This window comes from Rhodococcus sp. 11-3 (assembly GCF_023704055.1).
GTDB lineage: Bacteria > Actinomycetota > Actinomycetes > Mycobacteriales > Mycobacteriaceae > Rhodococcus > Rhodococcus aetherivorans.
In genome coordinates, this window is the sequence record NZ_CP080406.1 from 4,638,483 (window position 1) to 4,660,079 (window position 21,597).

At 71.4% G+C, this 21,597-nt stretch carries 18 protein-coding genes and 1 riboswitch; of the genes, 7 read left to right on the forward strand and 11 right to left on the reverse strand.

The features are described from left to right. Positions 1-60 precede the first annotated feature (60 nt). A riboswitch (cobalamin riboswitch) is annotated at positions 61-204 on the reverse strand. An 88-nt stretch (positions 205-292) separates the two neighbouring features. From KZJ41_RS21505 to KZJ41_RS21520, 4 genes are all read right to left on the reverse strand, one after another. Beyond that, positions 293-1,243: a DUF808 domain-containing protein gene (locus KZJ41_RS21505; RefSeq protein WP_029545373.1), complete on the reverse strand. Its 951-nt coding sequence runs from the start codon at positions 1,241-1,243 to the stop codon at positions 293-295. A 212-nt stretch (positions 1,244-1,455) separates the two neighbouring features. After that, positions 1,456-2,679 (reverse strand): O-succinylhomoserine sulfhydrylase, encoded by a 1,224-nt coding sequence (locus KZJ41_RS21510; protein ID WP_251549554.1) that lies wholly within the window; start codon positions 2,677-2,679, stop codon positions 1,456-1,458. Next, positions 2,676-3,086, reverse strand: coding sequence for a rhodanese-like domain-containing protein (locus KZJ41_RS21515; protein ID WP_006945501.1), 411 nt, complete (start codon positions 3,084-3,086; stop codon positions 2,676-2,678). Before KZJ41_RS21515 ends, KZJ41_RS21510 begins: the two co-directional genes overlap by 4 nt. A gap of 62 nt (positions 3,087-3,148) precedes the next feature. Then, positions 3,149-3,577, reverse strand: coding sequence for a hypothetical protein (locus KZJ41_RS21520; RefSeq protein WP_251549556.1), 429 nt, complete (start codon positions 3,575-3,577; stop codon positions 3,149-3,151). Positions 3,578-3,870: 293 nt separating this feature from the next. Between KZJ41_RS21520 and KZJ41_RS21525 the strand changes: the two genes are divergently transcribed. Next, complete coding sequence (locus KZJ41_RS21525) at positions 3,871-5,256, forward strand: FAD-dependent oxidoreductase (protein ID WP_043802337.1); 1,386 nt, start codon at positions 3,871-3,873, stop codon at positions 5,254-5,256. Positions 5,257-5,354: 98 nt separating this feature from the next. Here KZJ41_RS21525 and KZJ41_RS21530 read toward each other — a convergent pair whose 3' ends face one another. Then, on the reverse strand, positions 5,355-5,837 hold the full coding sequence (locus tag KZJ41_RS21530) for a DUF456 domain-containing protein (protein ID WP_006945492.1): 483 nt from the start codon (positions 5,835-5,837) through the stop codon (positions 5,355-5,357). Continuing rightward, positions 5,834-7,039, reverse strand: coding sequence for a formate-dependent phosphoribosylglycinamide formyltransferase (gene purT / locus KZJ41_RS21535; protein ID WP_006945490.1), 1,206 nt, complete (start codon positions 7,037-7,039; stop codon positions 5,834-5,836). The genes KZJ41_RS21530 and purT overlap by 4 nt, the downstream gene beginning before the upstream one ends. Before the next feature lie 43 nt (positions 7,040-7,082). On the opposite strand from purT, the gene KZJ41_RS21540 reads away from it, so the two are divergent. Beyond that, entirely contained in the window at positions 7,083-9,722 is a 2,640-nt protein-coding gene (locus KZJ41_RS21540) for a vitamin B12-dependent ribonucleotide reductase (protein WP_029545378.1), read from the forward strand. An 88-nt stretch (positions 9,723-9,810) separates the two neighbouring features. Here KZJ41_RS21540 and KZJ41_RS21545 read toward each other — a convergent pair whose 3' ends face one another. Next, on the reverse strand, positions 9,811-10,191 hold the full coding sequence (locus tag KZJ41_RS21545) for a VOC family protein (RefSeq protein WP_050035689.1): 381 nt from the start codon (positions 10,189-10,191) through the stop codon (positions 9,811-9,813). Between the two features lie 86 nt (positions 10,192-10,277). Here KZJ41_RS21545 and KZJ41_RS21550 point away from each other — a divergent pair, with 86 nt between their 5' ends. Then, a complete protein-coding gene (locus tag KZJ41_RS21550) occupies positions 10,278-10,658 on the forward strand; it encodes a nuclear transport factor 2 family protein (RefSeq protein WP_006945477.1) in 381 nt (126 codons plus the stop codon). A gap of 92 nt (positions 10,659-10,750) precedes the next feature. Beyond that, positions 10,751-11,848: a CaiB/BaiF CoA-transferase family protein gene (locus tag KZJ41_RS21555; RefSeq protein WP_029545380.1), complete on the forward strand. Its 1,098-nt coding sequence runs from the start codon at positions 10,751-10,753 to the stop codon at positions 11,846-11,848. 70 nt (positions 11,849-11,918) lie between these two features. On the opposite strand, the gene KZJ41_RS21560 is transcribed toward KZJ41_RS21555, so the two are convergent. Beyond that, positions 11,919-15,398 (reverse strand): serine/threonine-protein kinase, encoded by a 3,480-nt coding sequence (locus KZJ41_RS21560; RefSeq protein ID WP_251549558.1) that lies wholly within the window; start codon positions 15,396-15,398, stop codon positions 11,919-11,921. Positions 15,399-15,522: 124 nt separating this feature from the next. Continuing rightward, a complete protein-coding gene (locus tag KZJ41_RS21565) occupies positions 15,523-16,986 on the reverse strand; it encodes a PLP-dependent aminotransferase family protein (RefSeq protein WP_251549560.1) in 1,464 nt (487 codons plus the stop codon). 66 nt (positions 16,987-17,052) lie between these two features. Between KZJ41_RS21565 and KZJ41_RS21570 the strand changes: the two genes are divergently transcribed. Beyond that, a complete protein-coding gene (locus tag KZJ41_RS21570) occupies positions 17,053-17,592 on the forward strand; it encodes a methylated-DNA--[protein]-cysteine S-methyltransferase (protein ID WP_006945458.1) in 540 nt (179 codons plus the stop codon). A 19-nt stretch (positions 17,593-17,611) separates the two neighbouring features. Here the strand turns inward: KZJ41_RS21570 and KZJ41_RS21575 are convergent, their stop codons facing one another. Beyond that, positions 17,612-18,901, reverse strand: coding sequence for an adenylosuccinate synthase (locus KZJ41_RS21575; RefSeq protein WP_006945457.1), 1,290 nt, complete (start codon positions 18,899-18,901; stop codon positions 17,612-17,614). 264 nt (positions 18,902-19,165) lie between these two features. Between KZJ41_RS21575 and KZJ41_RS21580 the strand changes: the two genes are divergently transcribed. Further along, complete coding sequence (locus KZJ41_RS21580; RefSeq protein ID WP_029545383.1) at positions 19,166-19,816, forward strand: hypothetical protein; 651 nt, start codon at positions 19,166-19,168, stop codon at positions 19,814-19,816. Positions 19,817-19,884: 68 nt separating this feature from the next. On the opposite strand, the gene KZJ41_RS21585 is transcribed toward KZJ41_RS21580, so the two are convergent. Then, complete coding sequence (locus KZJ41_RS21585; protein WP_102800154.1) at positions 19,885-20,835, reverse strand: YafY family protein; 951 nt, start codon at positions 20,833-20,835, stop codon at positions 19,885-19,887. 63 nt (positions 20,836-20,898) lie between these two features. Here KZJ41_RS21585 and KZJ41_RS21590 point away from each other — a divergent pair, with 63 nt between their 5' ends. After that, positions 20,899-21,366, forward strand: a complete 468-nt coding sequence (locus tag KZJ41_RS21590; protein ID WP_006945450.1) for a pyridoxamine 5'-phosphate oxidase family protein — start codon at positions 20,899-20,901, stop codon at positions 21,364-21,366. The last annotated feature ends 231 nt before the right edge of the window (positions 21,367-21,597 follow it).

Consider the following 21,597-nt stretch of genomic DNA (forward strand, 5'->3'; position numbering starts at 1 on the left):
GAAAACAGCACGGCTGCAACGGATCACCGTTGCGGCACGACACCGTCCTTCGTCCGAGGACCAGTACGTGACCGCCGCGCCGGCCGACCTGACTCGTCCGGCAGCGCGCTGCCGGCCTCACAGTTGCGGGACAGTGCCGGATTACACCGGACTTCACCGATACGCTGCGGCACCCCGCCGGCAAGCGGGGTCACCGCAGCGTATCGCAGGACGCCGGGTCCGGGGACGGCGGCCCGACGCCGTCTTCGACCGGTTCCCCACCCCGGTGACCCATCGGAGGACGTCGACACCGTCAGTGCGCCGCGCCGCGCTTCTTCCGTTTCGGAATCAGGTGCGCGATCAGGACGATGATCGCACCCACGACGAGCCCGACGAGTGCGGACGCCACGGTCCCGGCAGTCCAGGACAGCACACCGCCGAAGCCGCCGTGCACGAGATCGCCGAACCAGTGTTCGAGATCGTGGAGGCGATCGGCCGGCCAATGGAATCCTGCCTCGCCGACGTTGACGAGCAGGATGTGGCCACCGACCCACAGCATCGCGGCGATCCCGACCACGGTGAGCACCGTCATCACCTTCGGCATCGCGGCCACGAGCCCCCGCCCGAATCGTCGGCTGAACGACGATCGGCGTCGGGCGAGCGACAGGCCCACGTCGTCCATCTTCACGATCAGCGCGACCGCGCCGTACACCAGGGCGGTGATGAGGATCGCGACGACGACGAGCACCAACAGCCGGGTGAGGAACGGTTCGTCCTCGACCGACGCCAGTGAGATCACCATGATCTCGGCCGACAGGATGAGGTCGGTGCGGATCGCGCCGCTGACCATCGACTTCTCGAACTCCGGCCCGCTCTGCCCCGCGGTCGCGTCCTCGTCGTGGTGACCACCGGTGAGTGCTTCGTAGACCTTCTCGGCCCCCTCGTAGCACAGGTACAGACCACCGGCGATCAACAGGTAGGGCAGCGCCTGGGGCAGGAACTGGCTCAGGAGCATCGCCACCGGCAGGATGATCAGGAGCTTGTTGCGGATCGACCCGGTCGCGATCTTGCGGATGATCGGCAGTTCTCGATCGGGGGTGAACCCGTGCACATAGCGCGGGGTGACGGCGGTGTCGTCGACGACGACACCGGCCGCCTTGACCCCGGCCTTGCCGGCCGCGGCGCCGATATCGTCGATGGACGCCGCGGCCGCCTTCGTCAGTGCCGCGACGTCGTCCAACAGGGCGACGAGACCACCAGCCACGGGAACCTCCCACAGTTCGGCTGTGCAGAGCCGATCGAACGACACGCAGTTGCGGGTCGACTTGTACGTTACCGAAGCACACCCGACCGCCGAGCCGGCTCTCCTTCGGTGTCCGGTACGGCCGGTGTCATCGACTCGGCAGGCCCAGGGGGTCGGAGTCCGCGATGCCGGTACGGCCTCGACGTGGCTGTCGCCTCCGACGTGGCAGCGAGCTACTTCAGCGCCTGCTCGAAGTCCTCGAGCAGGTCCTCCGGATCCTCGAGCCCCACCGACAACCGGACCACACCGTCGGACAGGCCGATTGCCGCCCGGCCCTCCGGACCCATCGCCCGGTGCGTCGTCGTCGCGGGGTGGGTGATCAGCGACTTGGCGTCGCCGAGGTTGTTGGAGATGTCGACGATGCGCAGCCCGTCGAGCAGTTCGAACGCGCGCTTCTTGCCCTCGCCCTCCGGGGCGTCCAGCTCGAAGGTCACGACCGTGCCGCCGCCGCTCATCTGGGACCGCGCCAGGTCGTACTGCGGGTGCGACTCGAGGAACGGGTACTTGACCCACTTGATCGCGGCGTGGTCCTGGAGGAAGCGGGCGATCCGCCCGGACGACTCCACCGAGTGCCGGATCCGCAGCGGCAGTGTCTCGAGGCCCTTGAGCAGGGTGTGGGCGTTGAACGGGCTCAGCGCCGGGCCGGTGTGCCGGATGAGCTGCTGCACCGGGCCGTCGATGTAGTCCTGCGGGCCGAGGATCGCCCCGCCGAGCACGCGGCCCTGGCCGTCGATGTGCTTGGTGCCCGAGTACACGACGATGTCGGCGCCGAGATCCAGGCTGCGCTGCAGCAGCGGCGTGGCGAAGACGTTGTCGAGCACCACCTTGGCACCGGCGGCGTGGGCCATCTCGGAGACCCGGCGCACGTCGACGAGGGTCTGCATCGGGTTCGACGGCGTCTCGAAGAAGACCGCGGTCGTGGGCACGGACAGCGCCTGTTCCCACTGGTCGAGGTCCTCGCCGTCGACGAACACCGTCTCCACGCCCCAGCGGGGCAGGATCTCGTTGCACACCACGAAGCAGGAGCCGAACAGGCTCCGGGCCGCGACCAGGCGATCGCCCTTGCCGAGCAGCGCGGCGAGGGAGGTGAACACCGCCGACATGCCGGAGGCGGTGGCGTAGCAGCCCTCGGCGCCCTCGAGCAGCCGCAGCCGCTCCTCGAACATCTTCACGGTCGGGTTGCCGTACCGGGAGTAGACGAAGTGGTCCACGTCGCCCGTGAACGCCTGCTCCGCGGCCTCGGCCGATTCGTAGACGAAACCGGAATTGAGGTAGATCGCCTCGGAGGTCTCCTCGAATCCGGACCGCATGGTGCCGCCGCGCACGCCGAGCGTGGCGGGACGCACCGATGCCGGCAGCGGCCGCTCGAAGGCGCCGCCCCTGGGAATTGCGCTCACGACTGCCTCCATGGCAGGCCCGCGGCCCGCCAGCCCTCGGCTCCGCGATGCCTCTCGGCATCGAGGCCGCCTTCGAATCCTTCGACGATGTTGTACGACGGGGCCAGGCCCGCCGCGGTGGCCGCTTCCGCGGCCGCGATGGACCGCTGTCCCGAGCGACACAGGAACACGACCGGCCCGCCGGTCACGCCGGCGTCCTTCAGCTGCTCGACGAACCCCGCGTTGCGGGCACCGTCCGGGTAGCGCACCCACTCGACGAAAACGGTGCGGCGCCCGATGGGGGAGGTCTCGGGGACCCCCACGTATTTCCATTCGGCGTCGGTACGCACATCGACGAGCACGGCGTCCGGGTTCTCGCGCAGCAGCTCCCACGCTTGCTGCGGCGTTATATCACCTGCGTAGCTCACCGCACCAGCTTTTCACAGTTCGCGGCGAGCCGACCAGGCGGGCGGGTGGCGCCGGTCCCCGATCAGAAGGTGCAGACCCGCCAGACGTCGTCGATCCGGACGAACTGCCACGTGGCGGTCTGCTCGTTCCCGTCGAACCGGGCGCGCACGTCGGCGGTTCCCCGGTCGCCGTCCGTCTCGACGTTCTCGACGCCCTCGAGCTGCACCTCGCCGGCCACGCCGGCCAGCGGGGCCCGGTCGGCAGGGAGCCCGTCGCAGCGCAAGCGGTCCTGCGCGGGGGCGTCGCCGGCGTTGTGCGCGCGGACGTAGTCGTCGACCGTTCGCACGACGAGCTCGGTCCCGGAGGTGCTGCTGTCCGACGGCGACACCAGCTGGGCGACGAACACCCCGACGACGAGCACCACGATGATCGCGAGCGCCGCGAGGAACGGCGTCGCGCTGCTGCGGTCCGTTTCGTCCGGGTCGGGTTCGGGTGCGCGTTCGGCTGCCATGGGGCGATCCTAGGCCGCGCGGGCACGGCCCCCCGCGGGCGCATTTGCCCCAATAAACCCTCTCGAGGTAGGAATTGCCCATGGCCTCTACGCACCTCGTTCGACGTCTCGCCGTCGACCTGTGTCGAGTGAGCGCCCACATGTGTTGTCGCTGAAGCGATTTCTCGTCACGCCCGGTTCGTCGCGCAGTTCCTGCCGCTCCCGCGTGCCCATGGCAGCCACCCCTGCCGGCTCCCTTCCTCAATTAAGCTGAACCACGTCCGTCCGCACACCGAAGAGGTAGTTGACCCCTGATGACCGATCAGACTCGTCCCCTTCGCGTCGCGATCGTCGGTGCCGGCCCCGCCGGTATCTACGCCGCCGATGCGCTCATGAAGTCCGACACCGAGGTCAGCATCGACCTGTTCGAGCGGATGCCCGCCCCGTTCGGTCTCATCCGTTACGGCGTGGCCCCGGACCATCCGCGCATCAAGGGCATCATCACCGCGCTGCACAAGGTGCTCGACAAGCCCCAGGTCCGGCTGCTCGGCAACCTCGACTACGGCACCGACATCACCCTCGAGGACCTGCGCCGCTTCTACGACGCGGTGATCTTCTCCACCGGCGCCAACGCCGACCGCGCCCTGAACATCCCCGGCATCGAACTCGACGGCAGCTACGGCGCCGCCGACTTCGTCTCCTGGTACGACGGCCACCCGGACGTGCCCCGCGACTGGCCGCTCGAGGCCGAGAAGGTCGCCGTGCTCGGCGTCGGCAACGTCGCCCTCGACATCGCCCGGGTGCTGGCCAAGACCGGCGACGAGCTGCTGCCGACGGAGATCCCCGCCAACGTCTACGAGGGCCTGAAGAACAACAAGGCCGTCGAGGTGCACGTGTTCGGCCGCCGCGGTCCCGCCCAGGCCAAGTTCACCCCGCTCGAGCTGCGTGAGCTCGACCACTCGCCCACCATCGAGGTCATCGTCGACCCCGAGGACATCGACTACGACGAGGGCTCGGAGGCGGCGCGCCGCAATTCCAAGCAGGTCGACATGGTGGCCAACACCCTGCAGGACTGGGCCATCCGCGACGTCGGCGACCGCCCGCACAAGCTGTTCCTGCACTTCTTCGAGTCCCCCGCCGAGATCCTCGGCGAGGACGGCAAGGTCGTGGGCCTGCGCACCGAGCGCACCGAGCTCGACGGCACCGGCAACGTCCGCGGCACCGGCAAGTTCCGTGACTGGGAGGTCCAGGCCGTGTACCGGGCCGTGGGCTACCTGTCGCAGAACATCGCCAAGCTGCCGTTCGACGAGCAGGCCGGCACCGTGCCCAACGAGGCCGGACGCGTCGTCGCGGACGACGCCGCCGAGGGCACCGCCCGCTACCTGCAGGCGACCTACGTCACCGGCTGGATCAAGCGCGGCCCCGTCGGCCTGATCGGCCACACCAAGGGCGATGCGAACGAGACCGTCGCGAACCTGCTCGCCGACCGGGCGCAGGGGCTGCTCAATACCCCCGAGGACCCGTCCGAGGACGCGATCGTCGCCTTCCTCGAGGACAAGCAGCTGCCCTACACCACCTGGCAGGGCTGGTACCGCCTCGACGCGCACGAGCGCAGCCTCGGCGAGGCCGAGGGCCGCGAGCGCGTCAAGGTCGTCGAGCGCGAGGACATGTTCCGCGCCTCGGAGCCGCACAAGGCCTGACGCCACCCGCTCCCCCGCCGTGGCCGAATGTCACATCGCGTCGTTTGGATCGACACGATGTGACATTCGGCCACAGCCGTATCCGGAGGCTGCGACGTTCAGGTGAGCAGCACCGCGCCGAGCCACACACCGGCGGCGACGAGACCGCCGAGCAGCTCGACGAGGATCGACAGCGCCACCGCCTTCGTCGCGTGCACGGTCGAGAGCCAGGCGTCGCGGTGGGTGCGGTGCCGCTGCACCTCGGACAGGTACGTGCCGAGCAGGAAACCGAGCAGCAGACCGATCACCGGGACGACGAAGAAGCCGACGATGCCGAGCAGACCGCCGGCGACGATCGAGCGGGTCGGCACCCCGGCGCGGCGCATCCGTCCTCCCGGCCACGTGTACTTCACGATGCCGGTGACCAGCAGGGCCGTCGTCGCGACGGCGAAGACCGTCCACGCGACGGTGCCGCCGGTGAGGACGGCCCACACCGCGATCGCCCCGAAGATCAGCAGGGTGCCCGGCAGGATCGGCACGACGATGCCGACGAGGCCGACGAGGATCGCGAGCCCGACGAGGACCTCCGCGCCGGCGGTCACGGCGCCACCGGCCGCACGCGCGACGCCGCCTCGACCGCGCGGGCCCGCGCGGTCTCGACGTCCGGGCCGGTCGACACCGCCACACCCATGCGACGACGGACGAACGACTCGGGCTTGCCGAACAGCCGCAGGTCGGTTTCGGGCACCGACAGCGCGTCGGCGACGCCCTCGAACGCGATGCCGGCGGCGTCGATGCCGCCGTAGATCACCGCCGACGCCCCGGGGGCGAGGAGCGCGGTGTCGACGGGCAGGCCCAGGATCGCGCGGGCGTGCAGCTCGAATTCGGAGTAGCGCTGCGAGCGCAGGGTCACCAGGCCGGTGTCGTGCGGGCGGGGGCTCACCTCGGAGAAGAACACGTCGTCGCCCGCGACGAACAGTTCGACGCCGAAGACGCCGCGGCCGCCGAGCGCGCCGGTCACCGTCGCCGCGATCTCCCGGGACCGGGCCAGGGCCCGCTCGCTCATCGGCTGGGGCTGCCAGGACTCGACGTAGTCGCCGGCGCGCTGCAGGTGCCCGATCGGTTCGCAGAAGAACGTCTCGACCTCCCCGGACGGCCCGACGGCGCGGACGGTGAGCTGGGTGATCTCGTACTCGAAGTCGACGAAGCCCTCGACGATGACCCGGCCGAGGTCGACGCGCCCGCCGGCGAGCGCATAGTCCCAGGCGGCGGCGATCTCGTCGGGGGTGCGGACCGTGGACTGGCCCTTGCCGGACGAGGACATCACCGGCTTGATCACGCACGGAAAGCCGACCTCGGCCGCGGCGGCGCGGACCTCGTCGAGGGATTCGGCGAAGCGGTACGGGGAGGTGGGCAACCCGAGTTCCTCGGCGGCGAGGCGGCGGATGCCCTCCCGGTTCATGGTCAGCCGGGTGGCGCGCGCGGTCGGGATCACCTCGGCGAGACCGCGTTCCTCGACGATCGCGAGCGCGTCGGTGGCGATCGCCTCGATCTCGGGCACGACCAGGTGGGGTCGTTCGGCCTCGACGAGCGCGAGCAGGGCCTGCGGGTCGCTCATGTCGACGGTGTGCGCGCGGTGCGCCACCTGGTGCCCCGGCGCGTTCGGGTACCGGTCCACCGCGATCACCTCGACACCGAGCCGTTGCAGCGCGACGACCACCTCCTTGCCGAGCTCACCTGCGCCGAGCAGCATGACGCGCAGGGCGCCGGGAGTGAGCGGGGTGCCGATTCGGGGTGAGACCATGAGGGGACTATATGTGCCCCGCAGGTCGCACCTGGAGGACGCGATGGACGTCGCAGAACCGAACCTCGAGTCGGACACCGGACGGTTCTTCACCACGGCCGGCGTCGACCCGGCCGACGAGGTGGACTGGCAGCGGCGCGACGCCCGCATCGTCCACCACGGCACCGGCGCGGTCGTGTTCGAGCAGCGCGACGTCGAGTTTCCCGCCGCCTGGTCGCAGATCGCCACCGACATCGTCACGCAGAAGTACTTCCGCGGCACCCTCGGCACCGAGGCGCGGGAACGCTCGCTGCGCGACGTCGTCGCCCGCATCGTGGACACCGTCACCGCGTGGGGTGCGGCCGACGGTCATCTCGACGACCCGGAGGCGTTCGCCGCCGAGCTGACGTACCTGATCCTCACGCAGCGGGCGTCGTTCAACAGCCCCGTGTGGTTCAACATCGGGGTGCCCGGCACCCCGCAGCAGGCCAGCGCGTGCTTCATCCTGTCGGTCGAGGACAGCATCGACTCGATCCTCGAGTGGTACCGCCAGGAGGCGGTGATCTTCAAGGGCGGGTCCGGGGCGGGCGTGAACCTGTCGCGCATCCGGTCGTCGGCCGAACCGCTGGCGGGCGGGGGTACCGCGTCGGGTCCGGTGAGTTTCATGCGCGGCGCGGACGCGTCGGCGGGCACCATCAAGTCCGGCGGCAAGACGCGCCGGGCCGCGAAGATGGTGATCCTCGACGTCGACCATCCCGATATCGAGGAGTTCGTCGACTGCAAGGCGATCGAGGAACGCAAGGCGCGGGTGCTGGCCGCGGCCGGCTTCGACATGGGACTCGACGGTCGCGACATCCATTCGGTGCAGTACCAGAACGCCAACAACTCGGTGCGGGTGACCGACGAGTTCATGCAGGCCGTCGCCGACGGCGCCGAGTGGCCGCTGCGCGCGGTGGCCACCGGGGCGACGGTGCGCACGGTGCCGGCCCGCGAACTGCTGCACCGCATCGCGGCCGCGGCGTGGGAGTGCGCCGATCCGGGCCTGCAGTTCGACACCACCATCAACCGCTGGCACACCGCGGCCGCGACGGGCCGGATCAACGGCTCGAATCCGTGCTCGGAGTACATGCATCTGGACGACTCGGCGTGCAACCTGGCGAGCTTGAACCTGCTGACGTTCCTGCGCGACGACGGCACGTTCGACGTCGCCGGGTTCCGGCACGCCGTCGCGGTCGTGCTCACCGGCCAGGAGATCCTCGTCGGCCGCGCCGACTATCCCACCGACCGCATCGCGCGGACCTCGCGCCGGTTCCGGCAACTCGGCCTCGGCTACGCCAATCTCGGGGCGTTGCTGATGGCCCTGGGGCTGCCGTACGACAGCGACGCCGGACGGGCGTACGCCGCGGCGCTCACCGCGCTCATGACCGGGCACGCGTACGCGGTGTCGGCACGGCTCGCGCGCCGGCTCGGGCCGTTCGACGGATTCGCCGAGAACCGGGAGCACACCCTCGCGGTGCTGGCCCGTCATCGCGGTGCCGTCGACGACATCGACGAACAGGTCGCGCCCGCCGACGTTCTCGCCGCGGCGCGGGAGGACTGGGACACCGCGTGCGCCCTCGCCGCCGAACACGGGGTACGCAACAGCCAGGTGACGGTCCTCGCGCCGACCGGCACGATCGGCCTGGCCATGGACTGCGACACCACCGGCATCGAACCCGATCTGGCGCTGGTGAAGACGAAGAAGCTGGTGGGCGGCGGGACGCTGTCCATCGTCAATCGCACGGTGCCCCGGGCATTGTCGCGGCTCGGTTATCCCCCGGACAAGGTGGCCGAGCTGATCACCCACATCGACACGCACCGCACCGTCGTCGGCGCGCCGCAGTTGCGGCCCGAGCATCTGCCGGTGTTCGCGACGTCGATGGGAGACAACGTGATCGAGCCGCGCGGCCACGTCCTGATGATGGCCGCGGTGCAGCCGTTCCTGTCCGGCGCGATCTCGAAGACGGTCAACCTGCCGGAGTCGGCGACGGCGGCCGACATCGAGGAACTGTTTCTCGACGCGTGGCGGCTCGGGCTCAAGGCGATCGCGGTGTACCGCGACAACTGCAAACTGGGACAACCGTTGTCGGCCACGGCGGCCCCGGCCGCGACGGCCCCGGCGCCGCGGCGGGAACGGCTGCCCCGGCTGCGCCGGTCGCGCACCTTCGAGTTCCGCGTCGCGGACTGCAAGGGCTTCGTCACCGTCGGCCAGTACGACGACGGCCGTCCGGGCGAGATGTTCCTGCGGGTGGCCAAGCAGGGCTCGACCCTGGCCGGAATCATGGACGCGTTCTCGATGGCGGTCAGTTACGGCCTGCAGTACGGGGTTCCGTTGCGCACGTTCGTCAACGCGTTCACCAGCACGCGGTTCGAGCCGGCGGGCATCACCGACGATCCGGACCTCCGGATCGCGACGTCGATCCTGGACTACATCTTCCGGCGCCTGGCAGTGGAGTACCTCGACGCGGACGAGCGGGCCGAACTCGGCATCCGCACCGGTGCCGAGCGCAGCGCGCCCGTCTTCGACGACGCGGTGGCCGACACCCGGCAGGGTCGTGCGCGCCGAAGCGACGCGCCGTACTGCATGCAGTGCGGGGTGCAGATGCAGCGCTCGGGTTCCTGCCACGCCTGTCCGTCGTGCGGCAGCACCAGCGGGTGCAGCTGACGCGGTCGCGGTTGCGCCGAGGGGGACGTGGTCGCGGCATCACGCGAGTGGCGTCGACGAGAACCGCCCCCTCGCGGCCACGTCGGCCCTAGCCGGTGGCCTCCATCAGCGACAGCACGTTTCCGTGGGGGTCGCGGAACCACGCGACCCGCATGCCCTCGGGCGACGTCCACGCGTCGTGTTCGTCCTGGGCCATGCCGTTGTACCGGATGAATTCGACGCCCTTGGCGCGCAGCGCTTCGACGGTCTCGTTCAGGTTCGGTACCCGCCACCCCAGGGCGGTGTAACCGGTATCGGCGCGGGACTGCACCAGCGTCACCCGCACGGGCGAGCCGCCGCCCGCGTCCAGAATCAGCGTGAAGTGGTCCCGGGACAGCTTCTCGAAGCCGAGGGTGTCGACGTAGAACATCTCCGAGATGTCGAGATCGGTACTGGGCAGGAAGCTCACGAGCTGACCGCGGATCGTCATGGGAACCACTGTGCGCCTCACCCCGCGGCCAGGCAAGGTTGCGGCAACCCGTGCGTGGCGGGTCCGGGGTACTAGCATCTGCTCGTATGAGCACCTCCGAGATCGCGACCGTCCTGGCCTGGCACGACGCTGTCAATTCCAACGACATCGAGACCCTGCTGGCGTTGTCGAGCGACGACATCGTGCTCCCCACCGGGGACGACGACGAGGATCAGGGCCTCGACGAACTGCGGGAGTGGGCGACGACGGCGGGCGTGACGTTCCGGCCCGGCCGGATGTTCGTGCACGAGGGGATCGTCGTGGTCGAGGAGACCGCCACGTGGGCGGCCGATCCGGAGCACCCGCGCAGTGAGGCGATCGCATTCCGGGTGGTGGGCGACCATGTCGTCTCGGTGTACCGGCACGACACCCTCGAGGAGGCGTTCGAGGCCACCCGGCTGAACGAGGGGGATCTCTACGAGGGATAGGCGACGTGCCGTGACCCCCGGCACATTCTAGCGATCGCTAAGGTAGCCTCCTCGTGGAATGGTCCCAACGCACCCCGAGTGAGGTTCGACGAGTGTCCGCTGAAGCTGTTGAGAAGAAGGGTCCGCTCGCGGGTATCCGCGTCGTCGAGTTCGCGGGACTCGGCCCCGGCCCGCACGCCGCCACCCTGCTCGCCGATCTCGGCGCCGACGTCGTGTGCGTGCAGCGGCCGGGCCTGATCCCGCCCGCCGGTCACCGCGACCAGATCCAGCGCGGCCGCCGCGTCGTCGAGGCCAACCTGAAGGATCCCGAGCAGGTCGAGAAGGTTCTCGGGCTGATCGAGCGCGCCGACGTCCTCATCGAGGGCTTCCGCCCGGGCGTGACCGAGCGCATGGGGCTCGGCCCGGACGTCGCGCTGGCCCGCAACCCGCGCCTGGTCTACGGGCGGATGACCGGCTGGGGCCAGGAGGGCCCGCTCGCCCACGCCGCCGGCCACGACATCAACTACATCTCCCTGACGGGCGTGCTGCACGCCATCGGGCGCAAGGGTGAGCGGCCGGTGCCGCCGCTGAACATGGTCGGCGACTTCGGCGGCGGCTCGATGTTCCTGATCTTCGGCATCCTCTCCGCCCTCGTCGAGCGCCAGAGTTCCGGCAAGGGGCAGGTCGTCGACGCCGCGATGGTCGACGGCGCGCTGGCGCTCTCGCACATGATGTGGGCGTTCCGCGGCCGCGGCGTGTGGTCGGACGAGCGCGGTGTGAACCTCCTCGACACCGGCGCGCCGTTCTACGACGTGTACGAGACCGCCGACGGCAGGTACATGGCCGTCGGTTCCATCGAGCCGCAGTTCTACGCGCTGCTGCTGCAGGGCCTCGAGCTCGATCCGGCCGAGCTGCCGCAGCAGCTCGACACCTCGGCGTGGCCGCAGATGAAGAAGCTGTTCACCGAGAAGTTCCTGTCCAAGACCCGCGACGAATGGGCCGCGATCTTCGACGGCACCGACGCATGCGTCTCCCCCGTGCTCACGTTCGGCGAGGCCCCGGCCAACCCGCACATCGCGGCCCGCGGCTCGCTGATCGAGCTCGACGGCGTCACCCAGCACGCCCCCGCGCCCCGGTTCTCCCGTACCCCGGCGGGCCCGCCGGCCCCGCCGGCCGGTGAGGCCACCGACGTCGACTCCGTCTGGCGCTAGGCAGCGGAGCTGCCGGTGTGTCCTTTGGGCTGCCCTGGCGACCCGAAGGACACACCGGCGCCGCAGGCGCCTACAGGAGGTGCACGGCGCCCGTGTCGACCGCGTCCAGCAGGAACGCCGGGGACACGTCCGGGCGACCGGCGCGGCCCCTGCCCGCGGTGAGCTCGTCCGCGAGCCGGCGCGCGACGTCGAGCACGAGCGGGCCGCCGTCGGGCAGGAACCGGAGCAGACCTGCCTGTTCGCACCGCGCGGCGACGGAGGCCAGCAGGGTCGCCGCTTCCTCGTCGTGCCCGGCCGCGGCCAGGCAGGCCACCTCGAGCCGCTCCGCGCGCAGCAGCCTGCGCGCCCGGCGGCTGCCGCGCAGCAGTTGCACCCACTCGCCGGCCCACCGGCACGCCAGCTCGGTGTTCTCCGGCGTGGGATCGGCGAGCAGCCCCCGGATGGCCGTGGCCTCCTCGAGCTGCGCGGTCCACGCCGCCGTGCCGTGGTCGGGGCGCGGCCGCGTCCCGTAGGCGACCGGCTGCTGCCGCGGCGCCGACGGCAGCGGCCCGAGACCGAGCCGGACGCGTTCGTTCTCGACGGCCGCCGCGAGCCGCTCCAGGTTCATGGCGGCGGCCGCACGGGCGCCGTCCGCCAGTCGCGACACCACCGCCTCGCGGTCGCCGCGCACGGCCTTGAGCCGGGCACCGACGACGTACCGCGAGATCTTGAAATCCACGACCCCGCCCTCCGAGCCGAGGGCGAAGCCGTCGTCGAGCAGCCGCTCGGCCTCGTCGAGCTCGCCCCGCTCGTAGAGCAGCTCACCGAGGATCGACCCGGCCAGCACCGCGGCCGACGAGTGCCGGCCGCTGCCGCGCCGCGCCGCGCGCAGTCCCGCGCGGAAATGCTCCTCGGCCCCGGCGACGTCGAGCTGTTCGACCGCGGCCAGCCCCAGCAGGGCGCGGGCGTGCATGGTGTTGTAGGGGCCCTCGTTGAGTTCGTGGTACGGCTGCGCCACCTGCTGCAGCCGAACCACCTCGTCGTAGTCGGCCCGGTAGACCGCGGCGAACGTGGCGACGTTGAGCCCGGACGAGATCACCAGCGGCGGCAGGGTGGCGGCGCGGGCCAGGCAGTGCTCGACGAGATCGTCGGCGCGTTCCAGGCGGTCGCAGCGCAGGGCGACGATGCTGCGCACGACCTCCACCTCGACGGCGATGTCGGCCGCCTCCTCGGCGTTCACACCGTCGGCCGCGACCGCCGCCTCGACCACGTCCAGCGCGTGCAGCGCCGGCGCCGAGCGGTGCAGCAGGATGTTCCCCCAGGCGATCGACAGCTGCAGGCGGATCCGGCCCGCCACGGCGCGGCGCGGCAGCTTGGCGACGAGCCCGAGCAGCGTGGTGGCGTGCCCGTGCTCGATCATCCGGCGCCCGTTCTTCTCGACGAGGTCGACGGCGCGGTCCTCGTCGCCCGCGGCGAGGGCGTGGTCGACCGCCTCGCCGACCATCGCATGGCCCTCGTACCACTCGGACGCGGTCCGGTGCAGGGCCGGGACGCGCTCCGGGTGCTCGCGTTCGAGCCGCTGCCGGAGGAACTCGGCGAACAACGGCTGATATCCGAACCAGCGGCCGTCCTCGTCGATCCGGTGAAGGAACAGGTCCCGGTCCTCGAGGTCTTCGAGCAGGGCCTGACCACGTTCGTGCCCGGTGAGCGCGGTGGCGAGGCTGCCGCAGATGCGTTCGGTCACCGCGGTGGTGAGCAGGAACTCGACGTCGTCCGGGGGCAGCGACTCGAGCACGTTCTCGGCGAGGAAGTCGCCGATCGCCCGGTGCCGGCCGGACAGGTGGGAGATCAGTTCCCCGGGGTCCTCGCGTCCGCGCAGCGACACCGCCGCGAGCTGCAACGCGGCCGCCCACCCGTCGGTGGCGGCGGTCAGGTCGGCGACCTCGTCGTCGTCGAGGTCCAGCCCGGCGAGGTCGACGAGGAAGGTCCGCGCCTCGGACTCGTCGAATCGCAATGCCTCGTAGTCTATTTCGACGAGTTCGTCGCGCACCCGCATCCGGCTCGTCGGCAGTCCCGCGCGGGTCCGGCCGACCACCACGAGCTGCATGTGGTGGCAGCCGTTGTCGAGCAGGAAGGCCATCGCGGCGATCGTCGCGGGGTCGTCGACCCGATGCCAGTCGTCGATGATGACGACGAGTCGTTCACCGGCCCTGTGGATCTCGTCGATGAGTGAGGTGAGCACGTAACGTTCGGCCTCGTCGCCGTGTTCGTCGAGCACCTGGCCGAGCTCGCGGGCCAGCGAGGGCCGCACCTGCCGGATCGACTCGACGAGGTGGGCCAGGAACCACACCACGTTGTTGTCGTCGTGGTCGACGTTGAGCCAGGCGACGGGCACGTTCCTCTCGGTGAGCGCGTAGCGCCACTGCAGGGCCAGCATGGTCTTGCCGAATCCCGGCGGGGAGTGGATGACGGTCAGTTTCCGGCGCTGCTCCGTGTCGAGGACGGCGAGCAGGCGCCGTCGCGGCACGAGCCGGCGTGTGGTCGACGGCGGACGGAACCGGGTCGCCGGCACCGGCGGGGTGGTGGCGCGCACGCCGGACCGGTAGGTGCTCCGCCGCTCCGACACGGACGGCGACGGAGGGTGACCGGGCTCCGAGCCCGGCTCGAGTTCCCCGGCTACCGGCAGCTCGTCCACCGGCAGACCCTCGTCGGCCTGCACCTCGCGCAGCAGCTCCCCGAACTCGGCGGCGGTCGCGGGCCGGGCCTGCGGGTCCACCGACATGGAACGCTCGATCGCCGAGGACAATCCGTCCGGGACGCCCTGCTCGCGCAGGTCCGGAACGGGCTGGGTGGTCACCCGCACGAACTGCGCCACGACCCGCTCGCCGCTGCGCCGTTCGAATGCCGCGTGCCCGGTCAGCGCGCAGAACAGCGTGGCGCCGAGGCTGTAGACGTCCGATGCGGGGGTGGGCACGCGGCCGCTGAGCACCTCCGGGGCCGTGAACGCCGGCGACCCGGTCACCTCACCCGCCACCGTCTCGAAGCCCCCGCTGATGCGGGCGATCCCGAAGTCCGTGAGCTGCGGCTCGCCGAACTCGGTGAGCAGGATGTTGGCCGGCTTGACGTCGCGGTGCAGGATGCCGACGCGGTGGCCGGTCTCGAGGGCGCCGGCCAGCTTGATGCCGATCCGCACCACCTCGGCCCACGGGATGGGCCCGGAGCGGCGCAGTTGCGCGTCGAGCGAGTCGCGCGGGTGGTACTGCATCACGAGGTACGGGCGCCCGGATTCGGTGGTGCCGACCTGCAGGACGTTGACGATGTTGGGATGCCCGGACAGCCGTCCCATGGCGCGCTGCTCACGCAGGAAACGCTCGAGGTTGTCTGTGTCCATGTGGGAGGTGAGGACCTTCACCGCGACCGGGCGATCGAGTGCGGTCTCGTAGCAGCGGTAGACGACACCGAATCCGCCGCGCCCGATCTCCCGCGCGTCGTCGAACCCGGCGGCGGCGAGTTCGGCAGCGAGGTCGAACCCGATGTCGCGCTGCGTCGCGTACGGATCCTTTTCGGCCACAGTCGTTCTCGCATCCGTCCGAAGTGGCGGCTCGCGGACGGCCACAACGGCGTGACCGCCCGTGCGTACCCCTCGAGCATAACGCCGCGGACCGGTTCCCGGGCCCCGTCCGGCCACCTCCGAATCAGACCACGAGGTGTGGTTCCGCGAGGTCCCGGCCGCGGGCGAGCGCGTCGTACGCCGACGCCACGGACGCCACCGCCCGGCGCACCTCGTCGACCTCCCGCGCGTACGGCAGCCGGAGGAAGCGCTCGAACGCGCCTTCCACGCCGAACCTCGGTCCGGCGGCGAGGACCACACCGTGATTCGGGGCGGTCGCCGCGAGGGCCGTCGACACCGGCGTGGGCATCCGCACCCACAGCGACATCCCGCCCGGCCCCACCGTGTACTTCCAGTCGGGCAGGTGCTCGTCGAGCGCGCCGAGCATCGCCGCCCGGCGGCGGCGCAGCTGTCCGCGCCGCCGCTCGAGCAGGTCTTCGACGTCGCCGAGCAGGTGCGCCGCGGCGAGCTGCTCCATCACCGGCGTGCCGAGGTCGACGGCGGAGCGTGCCCCCACGAGCCGCGTGATCAGGGACCGGTCGGCACGGATCCAGCCCACCCGGAGCCCGCCCCACAGGGACTTCCCGGTGGATCCCACCGTCACGACGGACCGGTCCGCGCCGTACGAGGCGACCGCGGGGGGCGGTGGGGTGTCCAGCCACAGGTCCACCATCGTCTCGTCCACGACGAGCGTCATGCGGGTCTCCTGGGCGATCCGGACGAGTTCGGCCCGGCCCTGTGCGCCCATGCACAGCCCGGTGGGGCTGTGGAAGTCCGGGATCAGGAACGCCATTCGCGCCGCCGTCTGCCGCGCGGCGCTGCGCAGGCCCTCGAGGTCCCAGCCGGCGTCGGCGCCGCCCTCGGGCCGCACCGGCACCACGACCGGCCGCGCCCCGTGCCGCCGGATCGCCTCGAGCGCATTGGGATACGTGGGATGGTCGACGATCACGCGGTCGCCGGCGTCGGTGAGCACGCCGAGCAGCAGGCGCAGCGCGTGCTGCGCGCCGGAGGTGACCATGATCTGGTCGGCGTCCGTGGGCAGCCCCCGCTCCCGGTAGCGCCGCGCGATGACCTCGCGCAGCGGGGCCACGCCGATCGGCTCCATGCCGTGCGAGTCGAGGTAGGCCGGCACCGAGCGCAACGCGGCCGCGTAGGCGGACTCGATCTCGGCGGCGGGCGCGGGCATGGACGCGTAGCTCAGATCCACGGTCTCGGGCGCCCGGGCGGGACCGGGACCGCCCGCCCGCGCCGGGGCGGCGGTCCGGCCCGACGGCAGCGCGACGGTGCTGCGCGCGCCCTGCCGGCTGCGCAGGTAGCCGGCCTCGCGCAGCGCCGTGTACGCGGAGGTGATGGTGGTGCGGCTCAGGGCCAGCGCGGCGGCGAGCTCGCGTTCGCTGGGCAGCGCCACCCCCAGGGGGACGCGGCCGTCGTGCACCAGCAGGCGGATTCCGTCCGCGAGGGCCCGGTACGCGGGCCGCCGATCGGCGGTGTCCTGCCAGTTGCCGAGGTCGCGGGCCAGGGAGCCGGCGCCGATCGCACGCGTGATCACCGGTCCAGTATCGCAGTCCAGTCGGTGAAGTGGTCGCCTGTCCCCGGTCCAGTCCATACTGGCGACGTGACCACCCTCGGCTACACCCTCTTCGACACCGCCGTCGGCACGTGCGGGCTCGTGTGGTCCGCAGCCGGCATCGTCGGCCTGCAACTGCCCGAGACCGCACCCGAGCCGACGCGCGACGAACTGCTCGAGCGGTTCCCGGACGCGGTCGAGCGCCCGGCCCCGGCCGCGGTGCAGCCCGTGATCGAGGCCGTCACCGCGCATCTCGCCGGCGCCCCGGACGACCTGCGCTGGGTTCCGGTCGACTACCAGAACGTGTCCGAATTCGACACCGCGGTCTACGAGTTCGCGCGCACGATCGGCCCCGGGACGGTGGCGACCTACGGCGAGGTCGCCACCCGGATCGGCCGGCCGGCCGGAGCGCAGGCCGTCGGACAGGCCTTGGGACGCAACCCCGTTCCGCTCGTCGTGCCGTGCCACCGGATCCTCGCCGCGGGCGGCGGCATCGGCGGCTTCTCCGCACCCGGAAGCACCGTCACGAAGCGGGAGCTGCTCGCGCTCGAGCACGCCCCCGGCTTCGACGATCCGACCCTGTTCTGACGGGCAGCCGCAGCGGGTTTCAGCCCAGGATGTCGCGCCGCACGATCGTCTGGTCGCGGCCCGGGCCGACGCCGATGCACGACATGCGCGCGCCCGAAAGCTCCTCGAGCCGCAGCACGTAGTTCTGTGCGTTCTTCGGCAGGTCCTCGAAGGTGCGGGCGTCGGAGATGTCCTCCCACCAGCCGGGCATCTCCTCGTAGATCGGCGTGGCGTGGTGGATGTCGGTCTGCGTCATCGGCATTTCGTCGACGCGGACCCCGTCCACCTCGTAGCCGACGCAGATCGGCACGGTCTCGAGGCTCGACAGCACGTCGAGCTTGGTGAGGAAGAAGTCGGTGATGCCGTTGACGCGGGTCGCGTAGCGGGCGATCACGGCGTCGAACCAGCCGCAGCGCCGGGCCCGGCCGGTGGTGACGCCGACCTCGCCGCCGGTCTTGGCCAGGTAGGCGCCGTGCTCGTCGAACAGTTCGGTCGGGAACGGGCCCGAACCGACGCGGGTGGTGTAGGCCTTGAGAATGCCGAGCACCGTACCGATCCGGTTGGGGCCGATGCCCGACCCGACCGCCGCGCCGCCGGCCGTGGGGTTCGACGACGTCACGTACGGGTAGGTGCCGTGGTCGACGTCGAGCAGAGTACCCTGCGAGCCCTCGAGCAGGACCGTCTCGCCGGCCTCGAGGGCCAGGTTCAGGCGCAGCCGGGTGTCGGCGATGCGATGCTTGAAGCCCTCCGCCTGGCCGAGCACCTCGTCGACGACCTGCTGCGGGTCGAGGGCCTTGCGGTTGTAGATCTTCGACAGCACCTGGTTCTTGAACTCCAGGGCGGCCTCGACCTTGTGGGTGAGGATCTTCTCGTCGAGGACGTCGGCGACGCGGACGCCCACGCGGGCGATCTTGTCCTGGTAGCACGGGCCGATGCCGCGGCCGGTGGTGCCGATCTTCTTGGCGCCGAGGAAGCGTTCGGTGACCTTGTCGATGGCCACGTGGTACGGCATGATCAGGTGCGCGTCGGCGCTGAGCAGCAGGTTCGTGGTGTCGACCCCGCGGTTCTCGAGACCGGCCAGCTCGTCGAGCAGCACGCCCGGGTCCACGACCACTCCGTTGCCGATCACGTTGGTGACGCCGGGAGTGAGGATGCCGGAAGGGATCAGGTGCAGCGCGAAATTCTCCCCGTTGGGGAGGACGACGGTATGGCCGGCGTTGTTGCCCCCCTGGTAGCGCACCACCCACTGCACCCGGCCACCGAGCAGATCGGTGGCCTTGCCCTTGCCCTCGTCGCCCCACTGGGCGCCGATCAGGACGATTGCCGGCATTTCGCTGTCTCCTAGGGTGTCGACGTGCGGGCGCCCTCCGCCTGCAGGGTTCTGCCGTCACAGAACAGAAGCCGGGGGGACAGTCTAGCGGACCACGTCCGCGGCGCTGCCTCCGGCGTCCGCCGGTCGCCGCCCCGCCTGTGGCGGGGACCGAGAATCCGCCCGACTCACCGTGCCACGTTCGGGCGCCCGGCGGCGGGGCCCGTCGTGACTAGAGTGAACGGAGCATCGTCGGCCGCGAGAGGAGTGCTCTTGACCCCCGTTGTGCTCAAGTGCGGTGACGCCCCGCTGCCGTTGACATTGACGTCCCTGACCACGTTGACCGCCCCCGTGCTTCCCGGCAAGGACGACTTCGAGGACGTGTTCGCGCATCTCGAGTCGGTCGAGGATCCCCGGCTCGTGGTGGTGGGCGGGGATGCCGCCTTCGCCGCGGCGCTGACCCGGATGATGCGCACGGAGCGGCTCGGCATCGAACTGGCCTACGTGCCCGAGCGGCGCACCCCGGCCGCCGAGGCCTACGGGCTGCGGTTCGGGTCCAAGGCCGCGACCGTCGCCCTGCAGGGCGTGGCCCGGCCGGTGCCGCTCATCCGCGACGACGCCGGCATCGCCCTCGTCGGGCGTGCCCTCGTCGAGGGTGAGGTCGGCGAGCTCGTCGGCGAGGCGTATGTGGACGACACCCGCCTGTTCAGCGGGGTCGCCCCGGGCGTGCGGATCGAGCCGATCCCCGACATGCCGGGACTGCGGGCCGCGATCGACCGGCCGCGCTGGTTCGGCGGCTACCGCTGGGTGACCGGACGCGCCGTCCAGCTCGGCTCGCCCGGCGCCCTGCTCACCCGCGACGGGGTGGCCAATCCCCGGGCGGTGAAGCGGTCCACGTTCTACCGGCACGAGCACAAGTGGAAGCTGGTGCGCTGAGCCGTCCGCTCACACCGCTGCACCACGAGAGCCGTTCGCGCAGAACGACTGTCGCTTTCGATCCGACGTCACGAGTTGCACCGGGCCAGCGTCTCGCCGGCGCCGCGGAGGGCGGCCCGCAACGACCGCGGGGCCACGACCTCGACCCCGCCGCCGAGGGCGAGGAGCTGGTCGAGCGCCACCTCCTCGGCCTCGAGCAGCAGGTCCACCCGAACCCGCCCGTCCGCGTCCGGCGGGCCCGGCTCGACGGCGGCGGCGTCGGCGCCCACCACGCGGGGCAGGCGCCGCCACGCGGCCGGGGTGAGGCGGACCGTGCAGGCGAACGTGCGCAGGGCCCGGTCGAACTCCGCCGCGGACGCCGCCCAGTAGGCGGGCAGGTCGAATCCGCCGGGGCGGTGCGCGGGAGCGTCGAGCACGTCGGCGGACGCGATGCGCCCGACGCGGTAGGTGCGGACGTGACCGGTGTGGGCGGCGACGAGGTACCAGACCCCGGCCTTGGCGACGAGCCCGAGCGGGTCGAGGGTGCGGGCCACGGTCCGGGCGCCGCGCCGGTAGCGGATGTGCAGGCGGCGCTCGTCGAACACGGCGGACGCGACCGCCGGCAGGTGCGTGTTGTCGCCCGGTGCGGCGAACCAGCCTGGGACGTCGACGTGTACCCGGTCGCGCCACGCCTGGGCGGCGCTGCGCAGGGTGACCGGCATGGATCCGAGCAGCTTGCCGCGTGCCGCCTCGAGCTCCACCCCGAGGTCGGCGGCGAGGGTGGGCACCCCCAGCAGCATCAGCGCGGCGCTCTCGTCGCTGGTGAGCCCGCTCAGCCGGGACTGCCACCCGTCGAGCAGGCGGATGCCGCCACCCGGTCCGCTCTCGGTCCACACCGGGACCCCCGCGGCGGACAGGGCACCGACGTCGCGGTACACGGTGCGCACCGACACGCCGAGGTCGTCCGCGAGTTGCCGCGCGGTCAGGCCCGCGCTGCCCTGGAGCCGGAGCATCATCGCGAGCAGACGTGCCGATCGCATGTCCGCAGCCTACGCGGAAAACACTGACATCGGATGTCAGTGATACGGGGGCATGCTGGGTCCATGACCACATGGGACGAGTTCTCCGAGCAGGCACCGGATCTGGCGAAGGCGATCGCCGCACGACTGCAGGCGCACAAGCATCACGTCCTGGCGACGGTGCGACGGGACGGGTCGCCCCGCGTCAGCGGGACGGAGGTCGAGATCGTCGGCGGCCGGCTGGTGCTCGGCTCGATGCCCGGCGCGCGGAAAGCGCGCGATCTGCAGCGCGATCCGCGCTACGCCCTGCATTCGAATCCCGGGCACCACTCGATGACAGGGGGCGACGCGAAGGTCGCCGGCCGGGCCCGGGAGCTGCACGACGAGGAGAAGGCAGCCGTGCTCGCCGCCTACCCGGAGGAGGTGCCGCCGGGACCGATGCACGTGTTCGAACTCGGCCTGGCCGAGGCGGTGCTCACGTCGGTGGACGGGGAGCACCTGTACGTGGACCTGTGGCGGCCCGGTGCCGCGGTCGAGCGCTTCACCCGCTGACCGGCCGGAACTGCCGTTCGACCCGCCGGTCGGCCCGGCATGCCGAGGGAGTTCGGCGCCCCGGGCTGTCGAGTTCAACCCGGGGCACCTTGGCCGGCCCGCATCCGGACTACGAGACGGCCCTGAACCGTTGTGCCCACTGACGCGCGGTCGAAACCTCCGGCCCCGAATACGTCCGCCCGCCGGGCATCCGTTCTCGTCGCCCCGTCGGGCGAAGTGTGGGATCCCCGC